Origin of the sequence: Deinococcus marmoris (genome assembly GCF_001949125.1) — a bacterium.
Classification (GTDB): domain Bacteria; phylum Deinococcota; class Deinococci; order Deinococcales; family Deinococcaceae; genus Deinococcus; species Deinococcus marmoris_A.
Window position 1 is genome coordinate 1 of sequence record NZ_MSTI01000134.1, and the last position, 26,683, is coordinate 26,683.

Here is a 26,683-nt window from a genome sequence, read left to right on the forward strand (position 1 = left end):
ACCACCTGCATCACGCAGCCGTAGACCCAGCCCTTTTCGAACAGACAGCGCTTCTTTCCGATTTGGACATCCCCGAACCACTGATCGACGCGCAATTCGTCCACCACGCTGTCAGCCCGGATGCGAATCACGCGGCGGATCTTCCGTTTCCGCAGAAAGGTGAACCACTGCTTTCCCACGAACTCCCGGTCGGCCACCAGAGCCTTCCAGCACAGCGCTGGAAGGCTCTAGTCGCTCACGGGTGGCCGAGTCACTGCATCCACCGTGATCCAGCGCCACCCAGACGAGGGGGAGCGTGAATCCCTCCAACACGACGCCCAGAACGAGCTGACCACCGCCGTAACCATCAACAAGCTGCTTTCAAGATGTGGCGGAAGACGGTACGGCAGGGGGCCTGAAGTTCAGGCCCCCTGCCTTTCCAGGCCCCCGTTGCCAGGACGCCAGCAACTTGCGACAACCGTCAGCGGTACAGCGCCAGATTCACTGGCAGGTCATACGCCTTGCCACTGGCGTCCGTGAAGTTGAGAGTCCCCGTGTCACCAATCAGACGTTTGGGTAACTCGAAGCGGTAGGTCACAGTGCCGCCAAAGCGGATGCCCGTTTCCCCCACCGTTCTGGGATACTGCGAGATTGAGGTGCCTGACTTGCTGGTTTCGACTGGACGCAGGCTCTGCCCGCCCAATTTCAAACGGGCCATGCTAAACCGGTTCAGGAACGTCTGATCCCCGGCGTCCATGCCGTGCGCGAAGACGATAAAGGCCACGTTATAGGGCGGCAGCCCAGCCCGCTGGAATGCCTGCTGCGGCGTGATGGGATCCTCACCCAGAAAGCTCAGGAAGCTCTCGAAACGTGTGCGCTCGGAGGGCGTGGCGATGGTCACGGCGTCCACCGCCCCATTCTGGGCTTCGAGTTTGAGGGTGTCCTTCACCGCATATAAGGTGTAGGCACGCAACGGATATCCCGAGTCGCGGTTCTGGGCAAGTTGCTGGCCCTCGGCGTAAGCGTTCTGGATTTGCTGGGCGTTCAAGGTGGGGATATAGGCCAGTGCCGGGCCGGCGGCCATCAGCGCCAGGCAGGCGGACAGGAGGAGGGATCGCATCCTCACTTCCCAGTCTGCCCGGGTACGCTGAACACGAAGATGGTGGCCGATCCCGTCGTGCTCCAGATGCTGCGTGACGCGTTGCCCGAGGCAACCGCCACGTACTGCTGGCCGTCCACGCCGTAGGTGGCCACCCCGCCGCCGATGGCTCCACCAGTCCGGAACTTGTACAGGGTGTCGCCGCTCGCAGCGTTGAGCGCCATAAAATCGCCGTTCTGATCGCCAGTAAACAGCACGCCGCCTGCCGTGGGCGTGACACCGGCAATCATTGGCGTGGCCATCTTTTTACTCCACAGTGGCTCACCGGTGGCCGCGTTGTAGGCCCGCGTCCAGCCCCGCGCGTCCTTCACTGGATCAAAGGTGGCGTCACCGCCGAAGAACAGGCTGCCCTCCACGTAGCGGGTCTCCCCGATCTTGTAGGTGGCGCACCAGTCCACGCTGTTGACGAAGAGCGTCCCCTTCAGGGGGTCCAGTGCTGGGCCGTTCCATTCGACGCCGCCCAGGATGCCGGGGCAATCGCGGCGTCCGGTGAGGCTCACGGGCTTGTCGGAGTTCAGGTGGGTGGTGGTCTGCTGCTTGCTCACCAGTTTATGGGTCACGCGGTCATAGATGTACAGCCAGCCGCCCTTGTTGGCCACCGCCATGTACTTGTTGCCATTGAGGTTGTACACCACTGGCGAGGCGGCGGTATCCCAGTCATGCGTGTCATGCGGCACCTGCTGGGCGTACCAGGCCATCTTGCCGCTGCGCGAGTCCAGGACCACCACCGAGTCGGTGTACAGGTTGTCGCCGGGGCGCAGTCCGCCGTTAAAGTCAGGGGCAGGATTGCCCACGCTGGCATACAGCAGGTGATTTGCTGGATCCAGGGTCAGGGTGGTCCACATGGAGCCGCCGCCGTTCTGCGCTCCCGACTTCCAGGTGTCCGCGCCGGGTTCTTTACCGGTAGGAATCGCGTTGAAGGTCCAGATTCGCTTGCCGGTATTGGCATCGAAGGCGTAGATGTGGCCGTTGGCCCCCCAGTCTGCCCCGGCCTCCCCGGCGAACACCATGCCACCAGCAGCAATGGGGGCCAGCGACAGGAAGTACCCCTTGGCACTGTCCGCGACCCAGTTGTTCCACAGCACCTTACCCGTGGCGGCGTCCAGCGCCAGCAGATGTCCGTCGGTGGTGCCCCGGAACAGCTTGCCGTCGTACAGGGCCACGCCCCGGTTGGCGGGCTGCGGTTCCGGTCCGGTGGGTGAGTAATCTGATTCCCACAGTTTGGTGCAGGTGTCCGCTTTCAGGGCGTAGGTGTTGCGCGGGGTGGTGACGTACATGCGGCCCTGGTAGATCACCGGCCCGGTCTGGAAACTGCCGACCTCACCCAACTGGAAGACGCACTTGACCTGAAGCTTGGCCGCGTTGTCCACTGTGATCTGGTCCAGGGGCGAGTAGCGCTGACCCATGTAATCGCGGTTGTAGGTCAGCCAGTTGTTGTCGTCCATCTTGAGCAGGTCCGCGTCGCTGGGAGTTTGACCGCTGGCCGATTTGACGGCCCCGATGACTTTGGGCAGGTCTGCTGGCACGGGCTGAGCCGCCTGCTGGTCCTGAGCGCCCTGTCCAGCGGCCCCTTGCGCGGTGGCGGGCTTGACGAGTTTGACGCCCAGTACGGCTTTGGTCAGCGCCTGCGTGGACGCCTGGTAACCGTTTTTGGAAAGGATATAAGCGGTCACGTCCAGGTACTGTTTTTCGGAGAGACTGCCTGGCGCGGTCAGCGGCATCTGCTTGGAAATGATGCTGTAGAGGTCACCCAGGGGATGCTGTCCTCCGGCCCACTTCGTCAGGAAGCCGCCACCTGCGAGGGCCGGTCCGGAGACGCCCTGCAGATTGGCACCGTGGCATGACTGACATTGCCCCACGTAGACCTGCTGGCCCTGATCTGCCTGAGCGGACGTGAAGGCTGGGCCAGTTGCCGTCTTGGCCGCTGACTCGGGGGGAGGTACAGCGAGCGCTACTGACAGGGCAACGATGGCAACGCCACCGGTCAGCGCAAGGGGAGCGAACTGACGGGATGAAGCTGGACGCATACAGACCTCCTATGCATCGTCCGTCGGAACCCAGAGTGTGGGGCGCAACGCTGCGTCCCTTGTCCAGGGTGCGGGCTGATGATTGTGCAAATCTCAGGCTACGCCTCTCCAGGAGGGAGGGAACCAGAATCGCCAGTGAGTTAAAGAAACGATGACGGCGGGTTATCCGTTGGATTGCGGAGCGTACTGCTCTGGCCATAAGGAAATCATTTCAAGGCCGGGTGTGGTGTGAGGGCGGACGTGTCCGCCCTCACACCACACCCGGCCACTGTCCTTTTACGGCTGAATGTTCAGCGCAGCAGCGTCAGGTGGGAGCAAGCTACGCGCGTGATGAAGTGGCCCAGCGCCTTCTGGTGCAGAAGGTGCCCGGCGATCACCAGGGACAGCAGCGGGTTGTTGCGCCGCAGGGCGCGGGCGCTCCTGCTCAGTGGCGTCAAGGTGAGGTGCCTCCGGGCGTGTTGTTCAAGAGAGACCTGATAGCCGCGCGTCTCCGTGCGGAGACGCGCATGCTGCCGACCCAACTGGCGAGGACGTGGAGATAATCTGGTCACCCGTTGTCGCGGATTTTTGCTGCTGCAACCGATGTTCACTCTGCATCTGATCTCAGCTTGTCGGAATGCAGAATGAGCCTAGAAATTCTACCTGAAGATTTTCAGATCCTCATCGCTAATCTCTTTCATAAAGCTGAGGAAATGCCTTTCAACAGCGCCTGGCGTCATCTGCCATTCCGTGGCAAGTGGTTGCATACACTCGTCCAATTGGGTCTCGGTCAGGACTGCCTGCATCCCCTGGCACCAGGCATCTCCATCACCCACATATACGGGTTCACCACTTCTGGCACAGTCGATGAGGTCTGGGATGGAGTCACGCCAGCAGGGTAAAACAGTGAGTTTGGGCTGTTGTGGGTTGCTGTGGGCGAGATGTGCGGCCAACCAGTTCAGGTAAGCTTGCTTGGCTTTCGCTCCGTTCTCGTACAAACCCAAAACATAGATTTCGGGATCATCATCGTCAATATCCGCGATCAGTACGACAATCTCGTCATCCGAAGAAATATATTCCGCTTCGTAAGTAGTCATGGCGATTCTCCTTTGAAGAACGAGGTGACGATAGGCAGCCCAAGATGCGGGCTGTTGTCACCGGTCTGCTCGGCTTCGGCAGCCGCCACCAGGGGCGGAACATTGGCGGGTGTGCAGGACAGGACCCGGAGGTCCAAGCCGGCCCACGGATCATGGCGGGTGGTGGCTCCGGTGCCATCGTGCCAGGCGTTGTCGGCCGCGTCGGCCGCCGTCTCGTTGTCATACACGCCCAGCAGGCGGGGAGCGATGGGAATTGGCGTTGGCATGAAGCGGTTGACGGCGTTGATCATGGTGATGATTTGGTTGCCAGCGCGGATGTGCTGGGGGCTGAACTGGTGCATGGTGATTCTCCTGGGCTGTGAGGTGTAGCGCAACGGCGGAGAGCCGGGGTGCCGTTTGAGACCGCTGCGGCTCTGGGAGTGAAGGCTGGCTCCTCTGGCTTTTGCGGCGGGGGCCGGCGAACAGGGCTGATCAGGCTTAAGTGGAGTGAGGTCAGAGAGTCGACGGAAGATATATCGGATGGTATGCAGACCAACCTTTTCCTCCCGTACAGTTCCAATCCCCCCCCGCTCCAGACCTTAAAGCGCAGACTCCCAATAAAGTTCAGAGCAAATGGCTCAGCGCTAGCCGAGGCGAAAGCAGGAAGTGGAGAGGAGGAAAAGGTTGGGAGGCCGAGGAATCGCGTCAACGTATACCATCCAATATGCGATGCGGAAAGTCAGGTTTACCCCTTCCTTATGGCGGTCCAAGGAGGGGATGAATCCCCCCTCCCCTCTTACGCGCTGCGTTCCAGTCCCAAGCCGTCGAACTCCTCAATCGCGCGCTGTTCATGCCACAGCTTCCACTCGTAGATGCACATGCGGACCTGCCATTCCGGCACCTCCATGCCCGAGCGGTTCATTTTCTGGACGTGCCGACGCACCGCCCCCGTGTCCCGAAATTTACCCGGCGACACTTCCCTGAACACCCGGAGCCAGACCGCCGCCACCGATTTGCGCTCAACGTGAGTGGCCTCATCGAGTTGCGGCTGCGGCTGCACATGCGTCAGCTCAGCCCACACCGCGCAAGACAGGGCATGCGCGCTGATGTTCAGCACACCGTCACGGTGTCGGTTGCAGGGGGTCTGCAACCTCGCCAGATGGTAAAGAGAATGCGCGAGAAAACCGCGCCCCAGCACCTCCTCAACCTCTTCCGGGGTCTTGCACAGCCAGTGCACCTCCTCCACCACCTGCCCCGCCTCTTCGGTCCGCCGGGTTGCGATATAGCCGCCATCAGCCTGGTCATACACCGCCAGGTGTTCGGTCCGCAGGGGCGCAGCGGGGTCCGGCACGAGCAACAGTGCGGACGGCGTGCTGGTGACGGCCAGCAGCTTGTCAACTGGCCTGAGAGTTGGTTTGCCCACACGAGGGGCAGGGATCGTTTTCATCATTGTCTCCTTGGGGTTAGACTGTGCCCCGTCCTGCACACTGGCACGGGCGTTTTTGAGCAAATTTTCAGACCAGACCGCCACCCATTCAGCGGTCAGAACGTTATGTCCACACCGTTGAAGCGGCTGAGTTGTCGCTTTCTACACCGGTTTCAACGGTGTTCCAGAGTTATTCTGTGGCCCCTGAAAAACGCGTCTGAACTGGGTGGGCGGCCCTGACCTACTTGACCTCCGGGGCCGTGGAGTGAGCCACTGCCTGCTCAAGCAGCCGCGTCTGGATCTCCAGTTGTTCCCGCATCATCATCAGTGCGCCCTGGCCCTGCGCGGCCTCGCTCCTCACCTGATCCAGTTGCTGGCGCAGGCCCAGGGCGGTGGCCTCAGCCCCTTCGCGGATCACCCGCACCTCGGTTGCCGCGCCCTCAGCGCGCTCACGCTCGTCCGCCACCTGACGCTCTAGAGCCGCCCGCATCTTCATCAGCCGCTGTTCGGCCTGCTGCTCGGCATGGTTCACCACATCGACATGGCGTTGTTGCTCGGACGCCACCGTGGCGCGCTGCTGGTCCAACTCGCTTTTCAGATCAGCGTTGGGCGTCTCCTGCGCTGCCGCAAGGGCCGACGCCGTCTGCCGAGCCTCACGCTCCTGGGCCAGTTGGCTTGCCAGCACGATCCGCTCTGCATCGGCGTCACGCCCGCGCTGCTGCGTCTCAGCGAGTTGCTCCTGGCATTCTGCCACCTGCCCGGTCAACATCTCGTTGGTGATGGCCAACGCGTCAGCCATCTCACCGGCTGCGTCGCGGTCCGCCTCCGCCGCCAGTACCTGCTGCCGGCAGCCCTCGCGCTCGATCTGCAACCGGGTCTCGGCCACCTCGGTGGCCGCCGTCCACAGCCCACGCGTGGCCGTTTCCAGCTGCGCGGCCTGTACAACGTCTCCCATCGTGATTCCCGTTCTTGCCATTGTCACCTCCTATGTAAATGCTTTACGGCTTTTTACGTAATTACGCTGTAATACGTTAGATTCCAGTGTCGATGCGATGCGCCTCTGCTGCCTTTGTTCACAGCCCACGCGTGGCCGTGTTCAGCTACGTCGCATGAACGCCTGGAAGCGCAGCAGGCGTCACAGGTTTATTCATGGCTCGGGATGCTCCGCCAGCCAGTCGGCGATCAACGGCTTAAGGGTCGTGAACGATCCGCAACCCAGCTCCTGACACACCGCCATCAACGTCACCCGGTCCCCACGGTCACGCAGTGTCTGCGAGGCGCGAGCGACATCCTCCTTGGTCACACTTTTTCTTGCCATACTTGCCCTCCAGCCCCAACCGCAACACGGTTCATTACGGAATGACGGTGTAATACGTTAGAACTCCACATTGAAAAAATTGTCGATGTTCGGTCTGATTTCCTGAACGCCAGGATCAGGAAGTGTCCCAGACCGTGTTGGAGGTGGGACCCCGAACACGGCAAGCAACCATCGCCCTGTCTGGAGTCATTGCCGGCCGTAGAGTTCAGGCAAACTCACCAGCCGCGTGCGTTCAGGCACCTGAGTCGTCAGGTCCGGCCGAAAACCGCCCCTGTTGAAAAGCAACCACTGCTGGACGGGAACTGGGCCAATCACCTTTTGTGCGCTGTCCTGCAGCCGCCGCAAAACGTCGCCTCCCTGAGCGTTTTCATTCCACTTGCACTCGCCCAACAGCCAACTGGTCTGCGCACCACTGCCCAGCCGACAGGCGACGTCAATCTCCGCGTTCGGAGCGCCGCTGCCCTGGAAGATCTGACCAACCTCCCCGAACTCGCCTTTCCAGAACTCCTCCATGTGCTGGGCAGTCCACTGCCGGCAGATGTCTTCGAACATGGCTGGGGCCGCATTCAGGTCTCTGTCCAGCACTGGTGCCACGATCTTTTGCCAGGCTCCCTGTCCGCCGTGCGCCCTCAGTTCGCTGAGGTGCGGCAAAACGTAGCGGTTCCAGCTGACGATGAACGGATCGGTCACCCGGTAACGCAGATTGCGCGTGCCAGGGGCAGCATCAGCCGAAAGTGCACGCCCCACCAGGTCCAACTCTTCGAGGCGGGAGATGTATTTCTGATAATTACTGGCAGGGATACCCGAGGCAGCGATAGCCTGACTGGCCCGGGCACTTCCATTGGAAATGGCCGACAGCAGCGACGCGTACACGCGAGGTTCGTACAGGTCAGCACCCAGAATCCTGGTGGGTTCATTATGAAGTGGTCCATTAGGATCGAGGACGAGGCGCTCGTAGTTTTCTCCCACGCTGACCTGATCCTGAAGCATGGCCAGATAACGGGGCTTACCACCAAAAAGCGTACAGACATGCACAAGTTGCTCAGGCATCCAGGCCGGAGTGAACTCGGCACCTTCGAGATAGTTGAACGGCAGCAACTCCAGATTGAGATTGCTGGAGCCGTGCAGCGGAGAGCCGTCCTGGAACAGCGTCTCCGTGTGGCTGTTGGCGCTGCCACACAGCACCAAAGTGAGGGGCTGATCCAGGGCCTTGACACGCTCCAGCGCGTCATACAGCACCGTTTCGAGGGTAGGATCACTCCGGCTCAGGAACGGATAGTCGTCGAGGACGACAACGAGAGAACCGATTTCACTCGCGGCTGGACCCAATGCCAGCGTCAACGTGTACCAGTTTTGAGCGCGCTGGATTTCACTGGCAGTGCTGGCCTGTACCAGAGGGGTCAAGGTTTCGAGCATGTCGTTCTGAAAGCGTCTGAAATTCATTTCCGGAGTGAGTTGGGCCGCCTGATGATAGACACCCGTCTCCGATTTCAAACTGTGCAGTGCCAGTGCGCTCTTCCCCACGCCCTGACGCCCACGAATGGTAACGAGGTGCGACGCGGAATCAGCATAAATCCTCTGGAGCGCGCTGAACTGATGGCGGCGGCCGATGAATGGTGGAGGCATACTTGAAATTATGATCTTTTAGATTATGAAGTGGATGAGCGTTTGCGGAGAACACCTCTGACAGACGCAGCATGACCTCCGCAGTGGACGCCTCAGTCCATCTGGGTCCAGGGCTGTTTTTCATCGCACAGCACGCCGATATCCAGCGTCCAGCATTCGCGTTCACATGTTACCCAGGCGCTGCCTGTCGGCTGGTAAGGCTGGGGCGTGGTGCCTGGGGCCGGATACACCATCGCCCAGTGCGCGATGTGGACCATCTGTGCGGGGATGATGCCTGGTACGCCACGCAGCCGTACCCCACTGCCACTGAGACCGAGGAGCCAATCCTCGCCACCCAGTTGTACCGGAGCACTAACGAGGTGGTCTCCCCTGGCCCGCTGACTGACAATGGTGTTGAGCAGCAACGTCAGTGGGGTATCGCAGACATCACCGTTTTTGCGGAGTTCGGTGGCCTCGGCCAGCGGCGTGCGGACCGGGTGGTCCGCACCGCCCAGCAGCGATGCGATGGAATGATCCTGCCCGCTGGCCTGCAATTTATTCTGTTCTGCGCAGGCCAGCGCCACGGTTCCGCAGGCGGCGCGCAGTTGACGCAGGGCGTGGGCCTGCTCGGGGGTGGGGGTGATTTCAAATTCTGTGGTGTGGTGCATGGTGTTCTCCTTATGGGATCAAAGGCGCTGCTGACCAGACGTCAGCGCGCGGGCGAGGATGGGGGTAGCGTGAGCATGGCCCTTGCAGTCCAGATGGCGAATTCAGCGTCCAAGGCGGCGAAGTGCCATAGCGAGGGGCCGACACACCAGGGCGCTGCCGATGGGCAGACGTATCTCCCACTGCGCCATACAGCTGCTGGTCATGTTTCACCCCCTTCGAAATCCGCGCTCAGCGCGCGGTGAACGGTGTGGGTGATCCAGGTCCGGCCTGCCGCGACAGGCCGCTCCCAGCGGGAGGCGTATAAGGGCGATTCGCGCAGCAGCGCCTCGATTACGCCAGTATCACGGGTCCGCCAGGCAATCAGCCGGGCCGCCGCAAACACAGCCTCCGACGGACTGGGGTAGCCGCTGGTGTCGCCGTCGATCAACAGGCGGCACACTTTGACCCCGTTGCGCTGCCCCAGTAATGCGGAAAGCACATCAGTAACTGGGCGCGCCGCAGGTCTGAAACAGGGAGGCGGTGACCCTGGGTCCAGTTCCCCACGCACCTGGGCGAGTTCAGCAGGGCGCAGCGCTATTCCGGCAGGGGTTTCCGGCCACCGAACACCGCTGATGGCGAGAAACCCGCTGGTGATCAGCTCCACGGGCAGGTCATCCACTTTTCCGCGCCGCGTGCCAGACGCAACGGTGCCAGCGGCCAGCAAATGCAATCCAGCGCCACTGACGCTTACCTCGGTGTACGTCTGCAACTCATCCACCAGCGCGGCAGCAGACGGAAGAAGCTGACCATCCACAATGACATCATCGAGATCCAGCACGCACAGTGGCTGACCACCCACGACGGGTGTGCGCTCATCCAGCACGAATCCAATGCCATCCGCGCGGCCAGTTTGCCAGAGGGCCAGCGCCTCCGCGAACCGCAAATGATGGACCGTGGCCTGGAAACTGACCGGGTACAGCCGCCCCCCGGCCCAGCGCGACGGGCATTTTCCAAGTCGGCCCGAGGCACGTGGGCGCAACTGATACGGCAGGTACGCACAAAGTCCCTTCAGTTCAACAGGCCAGCCTGCTTTCAAGGCGGCGCTCACAACCCGCCCAGCAGCGCCTGACCGCGCGCCCGGATGACTGCCGCCGCGTTGGCGTCGGCGGCCAGAGTGTATCCACAGACCACACAGCAAAACCGTTTTCCGGACAGGGCCCGCGCCCCCACCCAACCGCAGCGGCTACAGGTCCGGGACGTGTAGGCCGGTTGAATTTTCAACACCTGAACGCCGTGGTGCTGGGCCAGGACGTCCACCCAGTCCAGCCAGGACATTAAGCCCACGTCCTGGGCATAGCTGGCAAAGCGCGATCCCCGCCGGGAAAATCCACCCCAGGCCATCTGTTCGAGCGCGACAACTCGGTGCCGCAGCACCAGCGCCAGTTGTGCCTCGTAAATCGGCAGGAGGCGCATGAACAGGCTGCGTCGATGTTCGGCCCGCGCCCGCGCGAGGTCAGGGGGCTGGAGGTGATTCCCCTGCTGGGCGTTAAGCGTCGGCGCAGCAAAATCACCCCGGAATGGGCGGGGGACAAGAGCTGCCTGATGCGTAGTGGCCACCGCAAACGGGTACTGGTAACCGAGATCAACGCCGATCACGTCATCCTGGGTCCAACGCGGAAATGGAACATCCGCGACACCAAAAGCCCACTGTGCTGCCCAGCGAGGCGGCAATCCTTCCGCGCCGGGAACATGGCGAAAAACCACCCGCTCACGGCTGACCAGATCACGGTCACTGGGCGCACCCGGATCAGGCAAGGCAGATCGTAGCCCGACACGCGCGCGGCGGCTGAACAGTTCCGCCGCCGCGCCACCGTCCCCCTGATCGAGCCAGCGGCGCTCCAGCGCGTCAAGCCGTGTCCCCTCCGCCTCGACGCGCCGGCGCTGACGCCGAATCATGGCGCGCCAGTAGGCCTGGGGCAGGAACAGGTCGGCCGACAGTCCACCAGCCAGGCCCACCACCGATAGCGTCACGGGATCGACGATCTGGACCGAATTGTCCAGGTGCAGTTCCAGCGCACAGTCTACCGTCCAGGGACCCGGCTCAGCCCCAATGCGACGCAGCCGCCACTCACGGGCTGTCTCCGCCACCATCCAGCTCAGGGCGCTGGACGCGACGAACTGACCCCAGCCCAGTTCGTCACGGGTCACGCGGAACTCAGCGTCCAGCGCTTTAAGGGTGAGATCGGGCAGTCCAGACCTGGATAAAGGGGGAACCTCGTGCCATTGACCACTGGCGATGGCCGTCAGCGTGGCCGCGCCGCCGGCGGCGCGGTGATGCAGATACGTGATCAGCGCGTGCTGGGCAACGAGCAGCACGCGCCACATTTCATGGAGTTGTGCAGCCTGATCGACAGAAGGATGGATGGGCGTGGTCAGGACCACGGTGGGCTGGATGTATTCCGGAGGCTTTTTCGATGTGGGGGCGGCGGACCGCCCGGGCGGCTCCCCGCTGCGGCGCAACGCCGCCAACTTGCTTTTATTTTTTGACACACCCTTCCTCTTCAGTTCCTGATGTTCAGGGCTTCTTTATCCCTTCCCTCCTCTCCCCCGTGTCCACTCGCCTTCCTCCTCTATTTCTTTCGCCGTCCAACCGTCTTCGTGGCCCCGCCCCATATGCCAGAGGATGCGGTGATTTCCAGGACAAATCGTCGCACTTTATGCGGCGATTTCCTGATAAAATCACCGCATGACCCGCTACCTCCACGATCTAGATGACTGGAGCGCGTTCCGCTGGGACGCGGCAGCGCTCTCGGGTCTGCTCGAACAGGTCAATTTCCGCCGGGGCGCGCTGGTGGGCCAGCTTCAGGTCCTCGGCTCCCTGGCCCGCCAGGACACCCTGATGTCAGCGGTGACCGATGACGCGGTTCGCTCGAGCCGCATTGAGGGCGAAATCATCGACGCCGCTGAAGTACGGTCCTCCGTGGCCCGCCGCCTGGGCCTGTCTTTCGCGGGCTTACCCGAACCGAGCCGGGCCGTCGACGGCGTGGTTGCCATGACCCTGGACGCCACCGAACTCAGCGCGGAGCCGCTTACCGCTGGACGGCTGTTCCGCTGGCACCACGCCCTGTTTCCCGGTGGGCAGAGCGGCGTCACCCCGATCACCACCGGGGCCTACCGCACCGATGAGGCCGGTCCAATGCAGGTGGTCGGCAACCGCCTGAACCGGCCCCAGGTGCATTTCGAAGCGCCGGACGCAGGACGCCTGAACGCCGAGATGACCGCCTTCCTGCGCTGGTTCGAAGCCCGGACGCCAGAAGACCCGGTGGTCAAGGCGGGACTGGCCCATCTGCGTTTTCTGACCATCCATCCCTTCGAGGACGGCAACGGCCGCATCGCGCGCGCGCTGACCGATCTGCAACTGGCCCGCGCTGACCGCCGCAGCCAGCGCTATTACTCGCTCTCCCGGCAGATCGAAACGCACCGCAGCGGGTACTACCAGGTGCTCGAACGCACCCAGCGCCAGGCGGATCAGAACGTCACCGTGTGGCTGACCTGGTTTCTGGAGCGCGTTCTGGGCGCGCTCGCCCACACTGAGGTGGCCCTGGCCACCGTGCGCGCCCGCCACCTGTACTTGGAAGGGCACCGTGCCGTGGCGCTCAACGCCCGGCAAAAAACAGTCCTGGGGCGGTTGTTTGAGGGTTTTGAGGGCAAACTCAGCACCCAGAAGTACGTCCGGTTGGTGGGAAAAGAGACCGTCCCTGGGCAGTCTGGACGCGGGCCGATCAGCACCGACACGGCCCTGCGGGACCTCGAGGAGCTGGTGCAGGCCGGGATGCTCGTGCGTCGGGGCCAGGGACGGGGTGTCCACTACCTGGTGCCTCTCCCCGTGGCGGCCAGCGGTCTGAACGCCGAGCTGTTTGTCGTTCAGGAGGGCCAGGGGGACTCAACCTGGCACGTTCAGGAATGACGCTGCCCACAGAAGCGGGGTCCGCAAACCAGCGAGGCGGGCCGCGCTGCATTCGCGCGGCCCGCCTCACTCCGTGGTCTACTGGATCAAATCAGCCTCCAGATCCTGCACCACCTGGCGCAAGTGAGCCACCACCGGGCCAAGGACAATCGGCCCGGCCAGCGTCAACCACTCGATCTGCAGCGTGCAGCCCAGCGTTTCCAGGTGGGCGATCACTTTTTTGAGATCGTCGATGATTCCCTGTCGCAGCGACTGGTAGTGCTGGACATGCGTCACCAGCTCATTCAGCATCGCCGCACCCGCAGCTACCATCACGTCCACCACCACGCACAAGGCATCATCGTCATGGCGCAGCACCTCGCGCAACGGGCTGAACCGGAGCGCCAGACAGCCCCGCTCGATCACCAGGTCACCGAGCAACACCCCGACGGTGGCCTCGCTGCACACCTGATGGTACGCGTGGATGGTGTCGGGCGATTCGCCGCTGCGCAGGCGCTCGGCCAGCCACGGCACCGCGTACGCGTCCATGAACACCGCGTGGGTCAGGTGGTTGGCGGGCAACTGCGCGGGGACCGGGGTGTCGGCGAGCAGCGCCTCGCGCAGGTCAGGCAGTTCGGCGTGGTCCGGGCGTTCTTGCAGCAACTGAGCGCCGATGGCCTGGATGTGGGTCTGGGGGTTAACCATGACCACACCCTGGCACGCCCCTTTTTCAACGTTTTTTGCCCACCGCTTCGGCCACCCGCTTGAAACAAGTCATCTTGACCCCCTCCTGACGACTGATCGCATGTCGTCTACAACGCTCTTTTGCACGTTCGGAGCTTTCCAGGTCTTTTCACCTCCTCCCCGTGTCCACTGGCACTTCCACTGAAAAAGTCTTCGTGGGGGCACGGCTAGCGTGTTTTCCATGACCCCCACCCCCACCGAAGCCCTGCTCGACGATCTGGTTGTCGATCACGTGCTGAGCGCCGGACAAATCAAACGTCGCTACGGCCTGCGGCTCAACCCGGCCAGGATCCACGCCCTGGGTCTGACCCCCATCGAACGTGTGATGGTGACCGTGCATGGTGCCCCCGCGTCCGTCCGCGCTGTCCAGTTCGTCGCCCTGGAGTCTCGCTGGGCGCGGCAGGAGAGCTGGGCATTGGGCCACCTTGCCGGCGTCGCCGAGGCGCGCACCCTGACCAACAACCCGCGCGCGCTGTGGCGCTCAGAAGCGGGACGGCTGGACAGTGCCCGACCGGATGCCATTTATCTGATGGAACGGGGGATGGCCGCAGTAGAATTTGATACTGGCAGTTACGACAACGCCACCGTGCGGCGTAAACTGCGCGAATTTGGCCGCAGCTACGCCCACGTGATCTATGCGGTCAGCGGTCAGCGGCGTCTGACATACGTCAGACGCCGCCTGGCGATCGAGTGGCCATCAGCAGATGACCAGAAAAGGTTTACCCTGGTTCATGCCCCCTGGTGGGCCTGACCCGGCGCGGGCGGCCCACGTAGGGCAGTGGAGCTGTCTTTGGCACGGGCGGAGGTGGCGGCGGCGGGATGATCTGCATGCGCACCACCTCCACGCACCACGGGTTGGCCGCCTCGACGCAGCGGGTCCGCCGCAAATCCGGCGTGAAAATCACCAGACGGCCCCTCGCCTGAGACAGTTCAACGCGGTAGCGGCGAATGAGCCGCCAGAGCGAGCGCGACGCATGCCCACGCGCCCGTCCACACACGTAATGGCGCACACCGTTCGGCGCCAGCAACACATGGACAGTCCGTCCCCGCATCCCTGCATGTTTCCAGCCGCGTTCTGTTTCCAGGTACGAAATCCCATGGGCGAGATAGGCGTGGTCAGCGGCAGTCGCAGGACTTGGACGGTTGTGGGCAGAACGGCCCACCCGCACCAGCCCCGCTGGTCCAGGCACCAGCACCGGCCCCCAGGGCGTGGGGTAGCGGTGGAGCAGTTCGGCGGTCAGCAGCGTCGACAGGTCCATGGGGGTGATCTGCAGTAGAGCGTCGTCTTCGAACAGTCCACGCCAGTCGAGGACGGCGTCCAGCAGTTCCGTCTGGGGAGGGGTCAGAGCGAGGTTGACGTTGAGGGAATCAGGTTGCAGATTCCAGGCGGTGACGATCAGGGGTGGAGGGGGCATACCTCCATAAATAGCTGCAAAAGCTCAAGCGCGGGCGAAAAACATGGCTGGAGTCAAAGCACAACCGGGATGGAACAACGCCAGGGTGAGTTCCCAGAACCCTGGCGCGTCGATTCACATGGGGAAGTCGGGCTTCAGGAGCAGGCCAGAACGCCCGTCAACCGTGAAACATGGATTGCAACACAGAGTCTGAAAAAATCCCGTCTGGAAGCAGCTTTTACCGCAACGACGCTGGCAAAATCTCTCTACGACAGCAGAAGAGATGTGCACGCCGTTGGGCGATCTGACTGCTTCAAAGCTGTGACGGCGGCCACCTTTCCAGACCCCACTTGCCACCGTTAGATGGGTTGCCAAACTGCCTGAGCCTTCACGCTGCCCAGCACTGAGTGGGTCTCGGTGCGGCACCACCCAGCCTCCAGTCACCGGAATTGCTCGCCGGTACCTGGTCAGCACGGCCAAGCCGAATGGTCCACATTCTCTACTCCAGCGCGGATGAACCGGATATCAACATCGCAGGGCCACTATCCAGATGAAGTCATCAGGAACGCGGAAAGACGTCGGTTGCCTGACGCTGAGATGGCCGTTCGTGCAGCCGCAACTGCCCCTGCGGCTCACCAAGACCATCGCTTGCTACCGAACATGACCTGGGCTACATTGTGCATGAAAAGCACGTCCAGGCGCTGTTTTTTGCGCTTCTCCACGGTTGATACGTTTCTACGACAGCAGCAGAGATGGTCGTGACGTTGGAGGTTTCAGCGGAACAGGGTGACGTCAGCACGCACAATTCCATCCCCATCAGACTTTTAGCCGGTGTTTGCGGCGTCGAGCGCGGCGGAGCAACCGCACGGCCGCACCCTCTCCCCCACCCTGCCTGTGCAGTCTGCCGTGGTGGTCTGGAAGCGAGCTTATCGGTGCCAGATCAGGCCACCACTGTTGTAGGCCAGTCGATCCACATGCCACAGAACCCACGCCTGCTGCCCAGACGACCGCCAGCGGGATCAGGCCGTCAACTGAAGCCATCTCATGCAGCAGCCGAAAAATGCCATGGCGTAGGCCAGGCCGATTTTGAATCGCCCTTCCCCTGAGCACTGACCTCCTGACATAGGAGCAAGCGCAGCCAGCAGAGGCCCTGACGCCTCCCCCCCCCCGTGTCCACTGATCTGGATACGCAGCGTAATCGCCAGCGCCTAACCCATCGTCTCAAGTGAGGAAAAGTGGTGTCTCGATTGAGGAAATTAGAAAAAGACCTGTTCTGGACGTTCTTTTCTTACTCACGCCTCGCCTGTCTCGAATGAGGAATATTTTCCCGCACGCCGTTTCTGCGGCATCACGCCATGTGTTGGTTGAGGATCAGCTCAGGAACTGGGTCACAGCAGCCATGTCTCGGATGAGGACCACCCGGACAGTCCAGATCAAGCGCTTCCCTACCCTGGGTCTCGCTTCGGGTCATCCTACAACCTGGAAAATAGAGATAACGCTGTCCTGCCAGGATATCGGTATGCAGGTCCACCCGATTCCCCCGCTGATGCTCCTGGCCCCGGTCAGTGCAGCCCGCTCCACCGCTCCAACCACCCGCAGTGTGGACGCACGACTCGGCCAGATTCATTTGGTCTACAGGACCACCAGTCCGCTGGCTCTCCCCCACGGCGTAGACCTGCTTGTCCTGTTTGCGTTGATGAAGCATGCCGCTGCTGATGGCCAGGTTCAGGCCAGTCTCCCCACGCTGCTGCAAACGGCGGAACTGGGGACAGGCGGGCAACAACACGCGGCGCTTTTCGATGCGCTAGATCGCCTCCGGGAAACGAGCTACGTTGTCGAGCACGCACCCTCAGTCCTTAACCTGCCCAGCCGATTCAAATTGGTGAACTGGGCCGGACTGGCCCCAGGCGGCCAGTTGCAACTGAAGAACCCTGCACTGAAAGTACAGGGGTTCAAAGTGCGACTGAAAGTCGCCGTCAACGCCATAGCGTTCCGCTCATAAGCACGTCAAATCTTTAGCTCAATGTCCTGCTGGCACGCCAGAGTTTCTGTTCTTACTGCCCAGTCGCTCAGTTTTTCGTGACGGCGCAGGTCTGAAAGACTTGCACTAAAGTGCATGGCTCATACCCAGCGGTTTTGGAGAGTTGAATGAACCGGTGGGGCGTCGTCAATATGCACGAAGGACGCCGGCAATGGCCATCGGGATCACGGACACGGTGTGGAGCGTGCTGCGCCTGCTCAGCATCGTGGTCCTGTCGAACCCGTGTCGGTTATGATTCCGGCCTTCTCACACGCAAGTCGTGGAGGAGGGTCAACGGAGGTCCGTTGACCCTCACCATCAGCGTGGATTGAGCGACTTCCAGCTCGACTGGCGAGCCATTCGGCAGCGACTCTCCCGCCGTATCCCCTCCCTGCAACGCTTGAGACTCTCGCCAGCACCGGACCCTGAGCCATCTCGGCGTCCACGCGCTCCGCCTGTCCAGCACGCCGATTCTCCCCTCTCATGATTTTTGTCAGGCCGTCAGGCCCTAAACCTTTGCCCTGGCGGTGAAACGTGGCGTCAACCCCTCGAACGCCGGATCGTAGCGGCGCATCTGACCTGCATCGTCACGGCGGCGGATACCGCAGGTCAGGTACTGCTGGTGCAGCCTCTCCAGCGCGTCCCGGTCAAGGGTGACGCCCAATCCAGGCGCGTCCGGCACCTTCAGTCCACCGTTCTCAAATTTGATCCTGCCGCCCGCGACGACTTCCTCATCCTGCCAGGGGTAGTGGGTGTCGCAGGCGTAGGTCAGGTTCGGCACGCTGGCGGCCAGGTGCGTCATGGCCATCAGGGAGATGCCCAGGTGGGAATTGGAGTGCATGGACAGACCCAGCCCGAAGGTTCCGCACATGGCCGCCAGTTGCTGCGTGGCCCGCAGGCCGCCCCAGTAGTGGTGATCGCTCAGAACCACCTGAACACCGTTCAGGGTGGCATTCCGTTTGAATTCGGCCGCGCTGGTGACCACCATGTTGGTCGCCAGCGGCAGCCCGGTGCGGCGGTGCAGTTCGGCCATACCCTCCAGCGTGGGCGTGGGGTCCTCGTAATATTCCAGCAGCGAGCCAAGTTCTTCGCCCAGTTCCACGGCCAGATCAACCGACCAGTTGGCGTTCGGGTCAATCCTCAGCGGCATCCCCGGAAAGGCGGCGGCCAGCGCCCGCACGGTGTCGGCTTCTATCCCCGGCTCCAGCGCCCCGCCCTTGAGCTTGATGGAGTGGAAGCCGTACTCGCCGATCATCCGCTGCGCCTGCGCCACCACCTGCGCCGGGGTCAACGCCTCGCCCCAGTCGTCTTTCTGGTACGGCGAATTCAGGTGTTCGGCGTACTTGAAAAACAGGTAGGCGCTGTAGGGCACGCTGTCCCGCACCTTGCCGCCCAGCAGCTCGTGAACAGGGCGGCCCGTGAGCTGGCCCATCAGATCGTGGCAGGCCACCTCGAAGGCCGAGACGACCCGCATCGTCACCTTGTCGCCGTGGGTGCCGGGGGCCAGATTCAGGCCCGTATCGGCGCGGTTGACGGTCAGCGATTCAACCCGCCGCGTCAATTCGTTGAGGAGAAAGGGATCAAGGCCGATCAGCGCCGGGGCCACCCGTTCCAGGTCCGCCAGCGTGTCGGCGTCCCCGTAAGATTCGCCCAGCCCGATCAGGCCCGAGGCGGTTTCCAGTTCAATGATGCTGCGAAGGGCATACGGCTCGTGAATGCCCGCCGCGTTCAGGAGTGGCGGATCGCGGAAGGCGATGGGCGTGACCCGCACGGCGCTGATGGTGTCTTTCACAGCAGCTCCCAGCTTTTCAGAATGGCGGTGAGTTCTTCACGGTCCGCCGGGGTCATCTCGGTCAGCGGCGCACGTACGGCCCGGCTGCTCAGGCCGAGCTGGGCGCAGGCTTCCTTGACCACCGGGACGTTGTAGGCCTGATTATACCTGGAGCGCAGGTCTTCAAAGGGACGCAGCAGGGCCACCAGCCGGTCCACCTCCGCCGTATTCCCGGCCCGCATGGCGTCGCGCAGGGCGCTGCTCAGATGCGGCGCGGCGTTGACCAGCCCACTGGTGAAGCCCGACATGCCGATAGGCGCGAAGACCGGTGCCCAGGTTTCGGCCAGCCCGTTGACCCACACCACGTCCGTGTCGCGGATGGCCTGCACCAGCCGGTAAGCGTTGCGCAGGTCACGGGCGGCGTACTTGACGGCGGGCATCTGCGGGTGCTGCACCGCCTGGGCCAATGTGGCGTCCGAGACGATGTCCGAGTGGCGCACGTAGGGAATGACCGGCAACTCCAGCCCGTCACAGAGCTGACCAAAATACTGCACCAGCCCCGCCTGGCTGACGTGGGTGTGAACCGGTTGATGCACCATCACCGCGTCGGCCCCGATGTCCTGGGCGTGTCTCCCCAGCTCCAGCGCGATGGGCGTGGCGTAGCCGATGCCCACCACCACCGGGATGCGTCCGGCCACCGTTTCCACCACCTCACGCATCACCTGTTTAACCTCGTCCAGCGACAGGTTGTAAAACTCGCCCGTGTTGCCCAGCGGCACGATCACGTCGCTGTGCTGCGCGATCAGTTCGGCATTCTGCCTCAGGGCGGGGAGGTCAAGATTGAGTTGATCGTCGTAGGGTGTGACGGTGGTGGCCACCACGCCGGTCAGGGCCTGCTGAAGCGGACTGAGGCGGGTCTGTGGCTGGGGCGCGGGCGGTTGGGTGGCAGGTGACATGACTCTCCTTGAAGTGAAAGTTGGGGGAAGGCTGCTGGATTGAGGAACGCGGCGGCCTCAGCCTTTGACTGCGCCGCTGAGCAATCCGGCGCTGAAATAGCGTTGCAGGGCGTAGTACACGATCATGCTGGGCAGCAGGGCCAGGAAGGTGGTGGCCAGAAAGACGTTGGGCAGGCTCAGTTCGTCGGCCTTGAGCTGGGCCAGCATCACCGGCAGGGTGTAGAGCTTCTGGTTGTTGGTCACGATCAGCGGCAACAGGTACTGGTCCCAGATCATGATGAAACCGAAGACCGTGACCGTTCCCAGCGCCGGGCGCACCAGTGGCAGGATGATCCGGGTAAAGATGACGATGTCCCCGGCCCCGTCCACGCGGGCAGCTTCCTCCAGTTCCACCGGAATGCCGCGCATGAACTCGGTCAGCACGAAGATGGAAAAGGCCCAGCCCGCCAGCGGCAGGATCATGCCCCACAGGTTGTCGGTCAGCTTCAGATGAATCAGGGGCAGATCACGCAGCACCAGAAACAGCGGAATGGCAATGACTTCTTCAGGCAGCATCAACGTGGAAAGGATCAGCAGCGAGACGATGGCCGCGCCGACGAATTTCTTGCGGGCCAGTGCGTAGGCCGCCAGCGTGCTGACGGTCACCTGCAAGGCCAGGGCCGCCCCCGCCACCAGCACCGAGTTGAGAAAGTACGGCGCGCTGGTCTCCCACGACTGCATGAAGTTGGACAGCGTCAGGCCGTTGGGCAGCAGCGCCATCTGCCCAGCCCGCACGGCCTTCACGCTCAGCGCGCCCATCAGCACGCCCCAGAACGGCGCGATGAAGATGAACAGCAGCAGCGCGTAGATCACCCAGCGGCTGACGGTGGCCCAGACCGCCCCGGCCCTGACGCGTTGCCGCCGCTGCACATGTGGGCCGGAATCCTGGGGACTGGACCCCTGCGTCACCGTCATGTCTTCTTCCAGGTGCGCAGCAGGTACAGGCTGGTCAGCACTGCGGTCACGATGAACATCAGAGTAGAGGCGGCGGAAGCCAGCCCGTAATCAAAAGTCTCAAAGCCGAGTTTGTAGATGCGGGTCATGACCACGTCGGTGGCCCCGCCCGGCCCGCCCCCGGTGGTGGTGTAGACCTCGGTGAAGACCCGGAAGCCCCGGATGATCGCCAGCGTCAGGATGATGGTCAGCGTGGGCGCGAGGCCGGGCAGGGTCACGTTCATGAAGCGCTGCCACGGTGACGCGCCGTCCACGTTGGCCGCGTCGTAGAGGTCACGGTTGATGGTGGCCAGCCCCGCGATGAAGATGGCCGTGTCGTAGGGCACCGCCTTCCAGACCTGCATGCCGATCAGGCTGGCCAGCGCCGTGTCGGGCGAGGAAAAGAAGGGTTGCGGCGCAATCCCGACGTAGCCCAGCAGCATGTTCAGCGGTCCCTGCGCCGAGGGGTAGTACAGCAGTTTGAAGATCTCGGCGACGATGGCCACGCTGGTGACGGCGGGCAGGAAGATCGCCGAACGAACGAAATGCACGCTGCGGGTGCCGCCCTGAAGGGCCAGGGCCACCACCAGCGCGATGGCGGCGGAGATGACGGCCACCGCAATACCGTTGACCACGGTGTGCCAGATCGCCAGCCGGAAAGCAGGATCGCCCAGGACCGTGCGGAAATTGTTCCAGCCCACCCAGGTGTTCTCACCGCCGAAGTTGACCTTGTAGAAGCTGAACTGAATACCCTTGAGCATCGGCAGAAATTTAAAGTACGCGAACGCCAGCAGCGCGGGCAGCAGGAACGCCCAGGCAACGAGCGTCTCGCGGGCAGCACGTCGCCTGGCGGTGGTCATGGGCTTGACCTCCTCGCTCTCTCCACTGGATTGACTGGTTTCACTTCGCCAGCACCTTCTGGGTGGTCAGTTCGGCCTTGAGCTGGGTGTTCAGGGCGCTGAGTTCCTGCTCCACATTGCTGTCACAGCGGGCCAGAATGCGGTTGAAGCCGTCGCCGGTCAGTGCCCGGATGGGTGCCCAGTTCGGCACGTTCGGCACGGCGTGACCGCTCTTGTTGTACAGCGCCTGCACGGTCTTCCAGCGGGCGTCGCCGCCGCGCACCGCTGCCGCGTCCACTTTGCGGTTGATCGGCAGCCGGATCACTTGGCCGTCCTGATTAAAGGTCATGCCGATCTTCTGGCCTTCTGGCGAGGCCAGGAAGGCGGCGAAGGCCAGCGCGTTCTGCGGCTGCTTGGACGCCTTCATGATGTACGAGTTCTCGCCCTCGGCCAGCGCGTCGGCGTTGGCGGGACCCTTGGGAAAGGCCACCACATCGTACTTGTCCTTGCCCAGTTCCTTGTCGAACAGCCCGATGTTGTACGGCCCGGTGAAGTACATTCCCGCCTGACCGGTATAAAACCCCGGTGTGGCGTCGGCGGTCACGGCGTTGATGGCATTGGGCTGGGCCGTCTTGTTGCAGATGAAGCTGCGGACGTACTTGAGCGCCGTGGCCACCTGCGGCGTGTCCAGCGTGGCCTTGAAGGTGCCGTTGGCCGCCGGTTGCACGAAATCGCCGCCGGCCTGCCAGATGAAGCTGCTGACAAACCACGAAGCGTAGCCGCGCGTGGTGGAGCCGGGGATGATGAAGCCGTAGGTGTCGTTCTTGCCGTTGCCGTCGGGATCTTTGGTGGTAAACGCCTGCGCCATCCTGGTAACGTCTTCCCAGGTGCGCGGCAGCGGCAGCCGCAGCTTAGTGCGCCAGTCCTTGCGGATGAACAGCTCGAAAACCTGGGTGGAGGACGGCACACCGTAATACTTGCCGTCCAGCCCCTGGGCGCTTTTCCAGGCGCGGTCCACGATGTCCTTGTTGCCCGCCACCTTGTTGCGGTCTACCTGCGCCAGCACGCCCAGCCCCAGCAGGTTGCCCAGTTGCGCCGTGTCGTTGACCACCACGTCGGGCAGGTCTCCCGAGGCGATGGCGCGGGCCAGCCGCTGCTCAAAGTCGGAAAAGGCGAAGGTGAACTCCACGGCCTGTCCGGTCTTGGCCTGATACGCCTTGCCGATGGCGAGGTAGGTGTCCTGCGCGGGGCCGTTGGAGCGGGTCCAGACCTTGAGCGGCGCGGTCTGGGCAAAGGCTGTACCGGCCAGGGCCAGGCTGAGCAGGGCGGCGGCGCGGGCGGACGGCAACTGGGAACGTTTCATGGCTGATCTCCTGATGTTGGATCTCCTGATATTGAATGGGCGGCGACAGGTGTGAGGGTGGGCGTGCTGGAGGACGCGCCTGAAGGGGAAGGGTCAGAAGAGGAAGCGCCAGAATTGGTGGCAGACGAGGCGGCGGCGGGTGAGCGGAGCTGGGCCAGCAGGCCGCCGTCCACGGCGAGAATCTGCCCGGTGATGAAACTGGCGGCGGGCGAGGCGAGAAAGGCGATGGCCTGGGCAATGTCCTGGGCGCTGCCGCCCCGCCGGAGCGGCAGATCGGCCCCGGCACCGGACGGATGAGGCTGGCTGATCTGCGGCACGGCGGCGGGCGCGACGGCGTTGACCCGGATGCCGTGCGGCCCCAGGTCCACCGCCAGCGCCCGCGTCATGGCGTCGGTGCCGCCCTTGGCCGCGTCGTAGATGGCATTGTTGTGGTGGGCACGCTGAGCGCCGATGGAGGTGATGTTGACAATCACTCCAGGCTGCTGCCGGGCATTCCAGTGCTGCGCCGAGAGCAGGCTCAGCTCGAAGGCGCTGCGCAGATTGACCTGAAAGATGCCGTCCCAATCATCCAGCGTGGCCTCCAGCGTGTCCATGAAAGTGGCGGTCAGGCCCGCGTTGTTGACCAGAATGTGCGGCCCGCCGTGCTGCTGGGCGGCCTGCACGATGCGGGCGGCGGCCCCGCTTTCCCGCAGATCGGCCAGGACAGGAATGCAGCGCGGGCCGAGTTCGGCGGCCAGCGCACGCAGCGGTTCCACCAGGTGGTCGCTGGCGATCACCACGGCCCCTGCGGCGTGAAAGTGCCGGACGGTGGCCGAGCCGATGCTGCCGCAGGCCCCGGTCACGACGACGACCTGATTTTGGAATGGCTGAACACTTGCCGAGTGGGTCAACTCTGCCTCCGAGGGGTGGTCTTAGTTTGGAAAACCGCTGTACCTGGAATTGAACACTGTTTCACTTTGATTGTCAAGCGTGATCCTCCTTTTCTGGACGTATCACCCATTGAGGCCGCTATACTCGGCCAATGCGTCAGCCGGTTCCCATCCCCACCCCTGTTCAGCCTGAAAATCGCGCTGGAAAAGGGTTTGCATGAAATCCGCTTCCGCTGGCCCGCCCACCCTGCGGCATGTGGCGCAGGCCAGTCAGGTTTCAGAGTCCACCGTCTCGAAGATCGTCAACCGCACCAAGCGTTTCTCCCCGGAGGTCGAGCGCCGGGTGCAGGCGGCGGTTGCCGAACTTGGTTACACGCCCAACCCCCACGCCCGGAGCGTGATCACGGGCAGGAGCCGGACCATCGGCGTGGTGGTGGCAGACGTGCTGAATCCGCATTTCGCGCTGCTGATCAAGGGCGTGGGCAGCGTGGCCCGCGCGCGGGGCTACACCGTGCTGCTGACCGACTCTGACGAGGATTCGGATCTGGAGGCTGAACTGCTGGGAACCCTGATTCCGCGTGTGGACGGGCTGATTGTCGCGCCGCGACTGGAGGCCCAGGTGGTGGCACAGTTCGCCCGGCTCAAACCGCTGGCCCTGACCGCCCGCCCCAGTGACCTCGCCCGGCGTCAGGCTCTGGGTGAGGCGCTGACGTTCGGTGTGGACGGCTTTCAGACTGGTCAGATGATCGGCCACTATCTGGCGCAGGGCGGCCACCGCCACGTCAGTTACCTGCATCTGGCCCAGGCGGATGATGACCGCCTGCGGGGGCTGGAGGCCGCGCTGGGAGGCCAGGGAATACGCTGCACGGTCCACCGCAGCGCCGAGCCCAGCATCGAGGGGGGCCTGCGGGCAGCCACCGCAATGCTGCTGGGCGAGGACCGGCCCGACGCGGTGGTGACCTACAACGACCTGATGGCGCTGGGCGTGCTGGCCGAGGCCCGCAAGTTCGGCTTCGAGGTGCCGCGCGATTTCTCGCTGGTCGGAGTGGATGACATTCCCTACGCGGCGCTGACCTCGCCGCCGCTCACCACGGTGCGCACCTACAGCCGTGAGATAGGCGTACAACTCGCCGAGGCGCTGCTGGACCGGATCGAGGGCGTGGACCGCCTCGCCCCAACGCCGCCCACACCGCAACTGATGGTTCGCGGCAGCTCCGCACCCCGGCAGTATGAAGCTGCTCCGGTGGGCCGTGGTTAGGCGGCCTGACCTCCAGCCGGACCCTGCCGCGAGCGCCGCTTTTCTGGCGCAGGTTCGGGCGGACGCCCCCACGCCGCGCATCCACGCGCTGGGTGGGTCCGGTATCCTGCTGCGCTACAGGTCCGCCTGCATCGTCATTGATCCCTACCTGCTCAACACTCTGGGAGACCGCGATCCAGGCGCTCCGCCCGGCTGGCGTGACCGCAACCTTCCGCCGCCCACTGCGCCGGGGGATTTGAGTGGGCTGTCGGCCATTGTGATCACGCACGGCCACGGCGATCATTTCGACGGTCCGACGTTACGGGCGCTCCAGGCGGCCAATCCAGGGGTCACGCTGGTGCTGCCGCACGTTCTGAAGGAGGAAGCCCTGGAACTGGGCTTCTCACCGGGGCAGCTTCAGCATCCGGTCAACCTCCGACGCCATGACCTTCAAGACGCTGTCCTGCTGGCCATTCCCGCCGCGCACACCCCACCTGAACAGCCCCAGCCACACCCGGACGATGCTGGGGGTCACCATGAAGTCGGGTATCTGCTGGAGCTTGGCCCTCTGAAGCTGTATCACGCCGGGGACACGGTGGTGTACCCGGAACTTCTGGAGCTTTTGAAAGACCGGGTGGACGTGGCGGTCCTGCCGATCAATGGGCGCCGCTGGTCCCCCTTACAGCCCTTGCGATTGGGCAACATGACGGCGGAAGAAGCGGCGGATCTGGCGGGGCTGGCTGGAATTCGGACGGTGATCCCCGTTCACCATGTGCTGCTCGGCTCCAGCGCTGGCGGCCTGGAAACCTTGATGCATTACGTTGCGGAGCGCTGGCCGGACATCACGGTGGCTCTTCTGGGCCCCGGTGATGTGTGGCCTGCTCGCGGGCTGCCTCAAGAATGGGATTGATCCTGCGCCCCCAGCCACACTCAGAACGCTCAGGAAATGGCCATCAGGAGTGTTCAGCCCAGATTTGCCTATCTTGTCGCAATCGGAGTGGCCAGAGAAACAGGGGGCACGTCAGGGTTGTGTATCTCTATTAGACCTCTTGCGAAAGTCAGGCACATTTTGCGGTGTGGTTGCAGATGGCTGCGATGAGGTTAACCCGGAGGCTGAACCGTTTTCGCCGATGGCGATACGTTTCCTTCAACACCCGGAAAATTTTGAGCCGACGAATGACATGCTCAATCGCAATCCTAAAGCGTGCCAGTCGAAGATTCTCTGCTTCCTGTGTGTGATCGAGCTTGCGTTTCTTACTCGCCTTGTGCGGCGTGCGGCACAGCGGGTGTTGGTGTTGAACACCCTGGTAGCCCGCATCGGCAGCCAATTCAGTTTCAGGGTGAATGGCGGTCTG

26 protein-coding genes and 1 pseudogene are annotated in these 26,683 nt (G+C 63.1%); 5 read left to right on the forward strand and 22 right to left on the reverse strand.

Going from position 1 to position 26,683, the window contains the following annotated elements:
• The 13 genes and pseudogenes from BOO71_RS18970 to BOO71_RS19025 all read right to left on the reverse strand — a co-directional run.
• Positions 1-197, reverse strand: a pseudogene (locus BOO71_RS18970) (IS4 family transposase); the annotation flags it as partial.
• Between the two features lie 263 nt (positions 198-460).
• Complete coding sequence (locus tag BOO71_RS18975) at positions 461-1,099, reverse strand: hypothetical protein (protein WP_075835016.1); 639 nt, start codon at positions 1,097-1,099, stop codon at positions 461-463.
• A gap of 2 nt (positions 1,100-1,101) precedes the next feature.
• Positions 1,102-3,165 (reverse strand): outer membrane protein assembly factor BamB family protein, encoded by a 2,064-nt coding sequence (locus BOO71_RS18980; RefSeq protein ID WP_083653644.1) that lies wholly within the window; start codon positions 3,163-3,165, stop codon positions 1,102-1,104.
• A 290-nt stretch (positions 3,166-3,455) separates the two neighbouring features.
• Positions 3,456-3,602 (reverse strand): hypothetical protein, encoded by a 147-nt coding sequence (locus BOO71_RS27970; RefSeq protein ID WP_175607483.1) that lies wholly within the window; start codon positions 3,600-3,602, stop codon positions 3,456-3,458.
• Positions 3,603-3,803: 201 nt separating this feature from the next.
• Positions 3,804-4,241 carry a hypothetical protein gene (locus tag BOO71_RS18985; RefSeq protein ID WP_075835020.1) on the reverse strand — a complete coding sequence of 146 codons (438 nt, stop codon included), beginning with the start codon at positions 4,239-4,241 and terminating at the stop codon, positions 3,804-3,806.
• A complete protein-coding gene (locus BOO71_RS18990; protein WP_075835022.1) occupies positions 4,238-4,582 on the reverse strand; it encodes a hypothetical protein in 345 nt (114 codons plus the stop codon). The genes BOO71_RS18985 and BOO71_RS18990 overlap by 4 nt, the downstream gene beginning before the upstream one ends.
• Positions 4,583-5,016: 434 nt before the next feature.
• On the reverse strand, positions 5,017-5,667 hold the full coding sequence (locus BOO71_RS18995) for a hypothetical protein (RefSeq protein ID WP_075835024.1): 651 nt from the start codon (positions 5,665-5,667) through the stop codon (positions 5,017-5,019).
• A gap of 220 nt (positions 5,668-5,887) precedes the next feature.
• Positions 5,888-6,622: a hypothetical protein gene (locus BOO71_RS19000; RefSeq protein ID WP_139323052.1), complete on the reverse strand. Its 735-nt coding sequence runs from the start codon at positions 6,620-6,622 to the stop codon at positions 5,888-5,890.
• A 171-nt stretch (positions 6,623-6,793) separates the two neighbouring features.
• Positions 6,794-6,964 carry a DNA-binding protein gene (locus BOO71_RS19005; protein WP_083653646.1) on the reverse strand — a complete coding sequence of 57 codons (171 nt, stop codon included), beginning with the start codon at positions 6,962-6,964 and terminating at the stop codon, positions 6,794-6,796.
• Between the two features lie 186 nt (positions 6,965-7,150).
• A complete protein-coding gene (locus tag BOO71_RS19010; protein ID WP_083653648.1) occupies positions 7,151-8,590 on the reverse strand; it encodes an ATP-binding protein in 1,440 nt (479 codons plus the stop codon).
• A 92-nt stretch (positions 8,591-8,682) separates the two neighbouring features.
• Positions 8,683-9,237, reverse strand: a complete 555-nt coding sequence (locus BOO71_RS19015) for a hypothetical protein (RefSeq protein WP_075835030.1) — start codon at positions 9,235-9,237, stop codon at positions 8,683-8,685.
• Between the two features lie 200 nt (positions 9,238-9,437).
• The gene (locus BOO71_RS19020) at positions 9,438-10,325 is read right to left on the reverse strand and encodes a hypothetical protein (RefSeq protein ID WP_139323053.1); all 888 of its coding nucleotides are present in this window, start codon (positions 10,323-10,325) and stop codon (positions 9,438-9,440) included.
• Complete coding sequence (locus BOO71_RS19025; RefSeq protein ID WP_139323054.1) at positions 10,322-11,767, reverse strand: zinc ribbon domain-containing protein; 1,446 nt, start codon at positions 11,765-11,767, stop codon at positions 10,322-10,324. The genes BOO71_RS19020 and BOO71_RS19025 overlap by 4 nt, the downstream gene beginning before the upstream one ends.
• A gap of 196 nt (positions 11,768-11,963) precedes the next feature.
• On the opposite strand from BOO71_RS19025, the gene BOO71_RS19030 reads away from it, so the two are divergent.
• Entirely contained in the window at positions 11,964-13,184 is a 1,221-nt protein-coding gene (locus tag BOO71_RS19030) for a Fic family protein (protein WP_075835036.1), read from the forward strand.
• A gap of 78 nt (positions 13,185-13,262) precedes the next feature.
• Here BOO71_RS19030 and BOO71_RS19035 read toward each other — a convergent pair whose 3' ends face one another.
• Positions 13,263-13,868, reverse strand: coding sequence for a hypothetical protein (locus BOO71_RS19035; protein WP_075831587.1), 606 nt, complete (start codon positions 13,866-13,868; stop codon positions 13,263-13,265).
• A gap of 220 nt (positions 13,869-14,088) precedes the next feature.
• On the opposite strand from BOO71_RS19035, the gene BOO71_RS19040 reads away from it, so the two are divergent.
• Positions 14,089-14,658 (forward strand): hypothetical protein, encoded by a 570-nt coding sequence (locus BOO71_RS19040; RefSeq protein WP_075831588.1) that lies wholly within the window; start codon positions 14,089-14,091, stop codon positions 14,656-14,658.
• On the opposite strand, the gene BOO71_RS19045 is transcribed toward BOO71_RS19040, so the two are convergent.
• Entirely contained in the window at positions 14,627-15,322 is a 696-nt protein-coding gene (locus tag BOO71_RS19045) for a hypothetical protein (protein WP_075835038.1), read from the reverse strand. The genes BOO71_RS19040 and BOO71_RS19045 overlap by 32 nt on opposite strands.
• Positions 15,323-16,613: 1,291 nt before the next feature.
• Here BOO71_RS19045 and BOO71_RS19050 point away from each other — a divergent pair.
• Positions 16,614-17,303: a hypothetical protein gene (locus BOO71_RS19050; protein ID WP_139323055.1), complete on the forward strand. Its 690-nt coding sequence runs from the start codon at positions 16,614-16,616 to the stop codon at positions 17,301-17,303.
• Between the two features lie 526 nt (positions 17,304-17,829).
• Here the strand turns inward: BOO71_RS19050 and BOO71_RS19055 are convergent.
• Genes BOO71_RS19055 through BOO71_RS19080 form a run of 6 tightly spaced genes read right to left on the reverse strand, consistent with a single transcriptional unit; the run spans position 17,830 to position 24,112 of the window.
• Positions 17,830-19,113, reverse strand: a complete 1,284-nt coding sequence (locus BOO71_RS19055; RefSeq protein WP_075835042.1) for a glucarate dehydratase family protein — start codon at positions 19,111-19,113, stop codon at positions 17,830-17,832.
• On the reverse strand, positions 19,110-20,048 hold the full coding sequence (locus BOO71_RS19060) for a dihydrodipicolinate synthase family protein (RefSeq protein WP_075835044.1): 939 nt from the start codon (positions 20,046-20,048) through the stop codon (positions 19,110-19,112). The genes BOO71_RS19055 and BOO71_RS19060 overlap by 4 nt, the downstream gene beginning before the upstream one ends.
• Before the next feature lie 57 nt (positions 20,049-20,105).
• Positions 20,106-21,002: a carbohydrate ABC transporter permease gene (locus tag BOO71_RS19065; protein WP_083653650.1), complete on the reverse strand. Its 897-nt coding sequence runs from the start codon at positions 21,000-21,002 to the stop codon at positions 20,106-20,108.
• Positions 20,999-21,880: a carbohydrate ABC transporter permease gene (locus BOO71_RS19070; RefSeq protein ID WP_075835046.1), complete on the reverse strand. Its 882-nt coding sequence runs from the start codon at positions 21,878-21,880 to the stop codon at positions 20,999-21,001. Before BOO71_RS19070 ends, BOO71_RS19065 begins: the two co-directional genes overlap by 4 nt.
• Positions 21,881-21,920: 40 nt before the next feature.
• Positions 21,921-23,222, reverse strand: a complete 1,302-nt coding sequence (locus BOO71_RS19075; RefSeq protein ID WP_075835048.1) for an extracellular solute-binding protein — start codon at positions 23,220-23,222, stop codon at positions 21,921-21,923.
• Positions 23,219-24,112 (reverse strand): SDR family NAD(P)-dependent oxidoreductase, encoded by an 894-nt coding sequence (locus BOO71_RS19080; RefSeq protein WP_075835050.1) that lies wholly within the window; start codon positions 24,110-24,112, stop codon positions 23,219-23,221. The genes BOO71_RS19075 and BOO71_RS19080 overlap by 4 nt, the downstream gene beginning before the upstream one ends.
• Before the next feature lie 196 nt (positions 24,113-24,308).
• On the opposite strand from BOO71_RS19080, the gene BOO71_RS19085 reads away from it, so the two are divergent.
• The gene (locus BOO71_RS19085) at positions 24,309-25,349 is read left to right on the forward strand and encodes a LacI family DNA-binding transcriptional regulator (RefSeq protein ID WP_075835052.1); all 1,041 of its coding nucleotides are present in this window, start codon (positions 24,309-24,311) and stop codon (positions 25,347-25,349) included.
• Entirely contained in the window at positions 25,321-26,238 is a 918-nt protein-coding gene (locus BOO71_RS19090; protein ID WP_075835054.1) for an MBL fold metallo-hydrolase, read from the forward strand. Before BOO71_RS19085 ends, BOO71_RS19090 begins: the two co-directional genes overlap by 29 nt.
• Before the next feature lie 148 nt (positions 26,239-26,386).
• Here the strand turns inward: BOO71_RS19090 and BOO71_RS19095 are convergent.
• A partial coding sequence (locus BOO71_RS19095; RefSeq protein ID WP_139323056.1) for a transposase family protein occupies positions 26,387-26,683 on the reverse strand: 297 nt, incomplete at its 5' end.

Excerpts from the sequence above, each read along its gene's own strand:
- BOO71_RS19065 (WP_083653650.1), bottom strand. The coding sequence starts at position 21,002 with ATGACGGTGACGCAGGGGTCCAGTCCCCAGGATTCCGGCCCACATGTG.
- BOO71_RS19090 (WP_075835054.1), top strand. The coding sequence starts at position 25,321 with ATGAAGCTGCTCCGGTGGGCCGTGGTTAGGCGGCCTGACCTCCAGCCG.
- BOO71_RS19050 (WP_139323055.1), top strand. The coding sequence starts at position 16,614 with ATGAGGAATATTTTCCCGCACGCCGTTTCTGCGGCATCACGCCATGTG.
- BOO71_RS18990 (WP_075835022.1), bottom strand. The coding sequence starts at position 4,582 with ATGCACCAGTTCAGCCCCCAGCACATCCGCGCTGGCAACCAAATCATC.
- BOO71_RS19035 (WP_075831587.1), bottom strand. The coding sequence starts at position 13,868 with ATGGTTAACCCCCAGACCCACATCCAGGCCATCGGCGCTCAGTTGCTG.
- BOO71_RS19005 (WP_083653646.1), bottom strand. The coding sequence starts at position 6,964 with ATGGCAAGAAAAAGTGTGACCAAGGAGGATGTCGCTCGCGCCTCGCAG.
- BOO71_RS19045 (WP_075835038.1), bottom strand. The coding sequence starts at position 15,322 with ATGCCCCCTCCACCCCTGATCGTCACCGCCTGGAATCTGCAACCTGAT.
- BOO71_RS19040 (WP_075831588.1), top strand. The coding sequence starts at position 14,089 with ATGACCCCCACCCCCACCGAAGCCCTGCTCGACGATCTGGTTGTCGAT.
- BOO71_RS18980 (WP_083653644.1), bottom strand. The coding sequence starts at position 3,165 with ATGCGTCCAGCTTCATCCCGTCAGTTCGCTCCCCTTGCGCTGACCGGT.
- BOO71_RS19085 (WP_075835052.1), top strand. The coding sequence starts at position 24,309 with ATGAAATCCGCTTCCGCTGGCCCGCCCACCCTGCGGCATGTGGCGCAG.
- BOO71_RS19070 (WP_075835046.1), bottom strand. The coding sequence starts at position 21,880 with ATGACCACCGCCAGGCGACGTGCTGCCCGCGAGACGCTCGTTGCCTGG.
- BOO71_RS19030 (WP_075835036.1), top strand. The coding sequence starts at position 11,964 with ATGACCCGCTACCTCCACGATCTAGATGACTGGAGCGCGTTCCGCTGG.
- BOO71_RS19000 (WP_139323052.1), bottom strand. The coding sequence starts at position 6,622 with ATGGCAAGAACGGGAATCACGATGGGAGACGTTGTACAGGCCGCGCAG.
- BOO71_RS19075 (WP_075835048.1), bottom strand. The coding sequence starts at position 23,222 with ATGAAACGTTCCCAGTTGCCGTCCGCCCGCGCCGCCGCCCTGCTCAGC.
- BOO71_RS18985 (WP_075835020.1), bottom strand. The coding sequence starts at position 4,241 with ATGACTACTTACGAAGCGGAATATATTTCTTCGGATGACGAGATTGTC.
- BOO71_RS18995 (WP_075835024.1), bottom strand. The coding sequence starts at position 5,667 with ATGAAAACGATCCCTGCCCCTCGTGTGGGCAAACCAACTCTCAGGCCA.
- BOO71_RS18975 (WP_075835016.1), bottom strand. The coding sequence starts at position 1,099 with ATGCGATCCCTCCTCCTGTCCGCCTGCCTGGCGCTGATGGCCGCCGGC.
- BOO71_RS19060 (WP_075835044.1), bottom strand. The coding sequence starts at position 20,048 with ATGTCACCTGCCACCCAACCGCCCGCGCCCCAGCCACAGACCCGCCTC.
- BOO71_RS19010 (WP_083653648.1), bottom strand. The coding sequence starts at position 8,590 with ATGCCTCCACCATTCATCGGCCGCCGCCATCAGTTCAGCGCGCTCCAG.
- BOO71_RS19015 (WP_075835030.1), bottom strand. The coding sequence starts at position 9,237 with ATGCACCACACCACAGAATTTGAAATCACCCCCACCCCCGAGCAGGCC.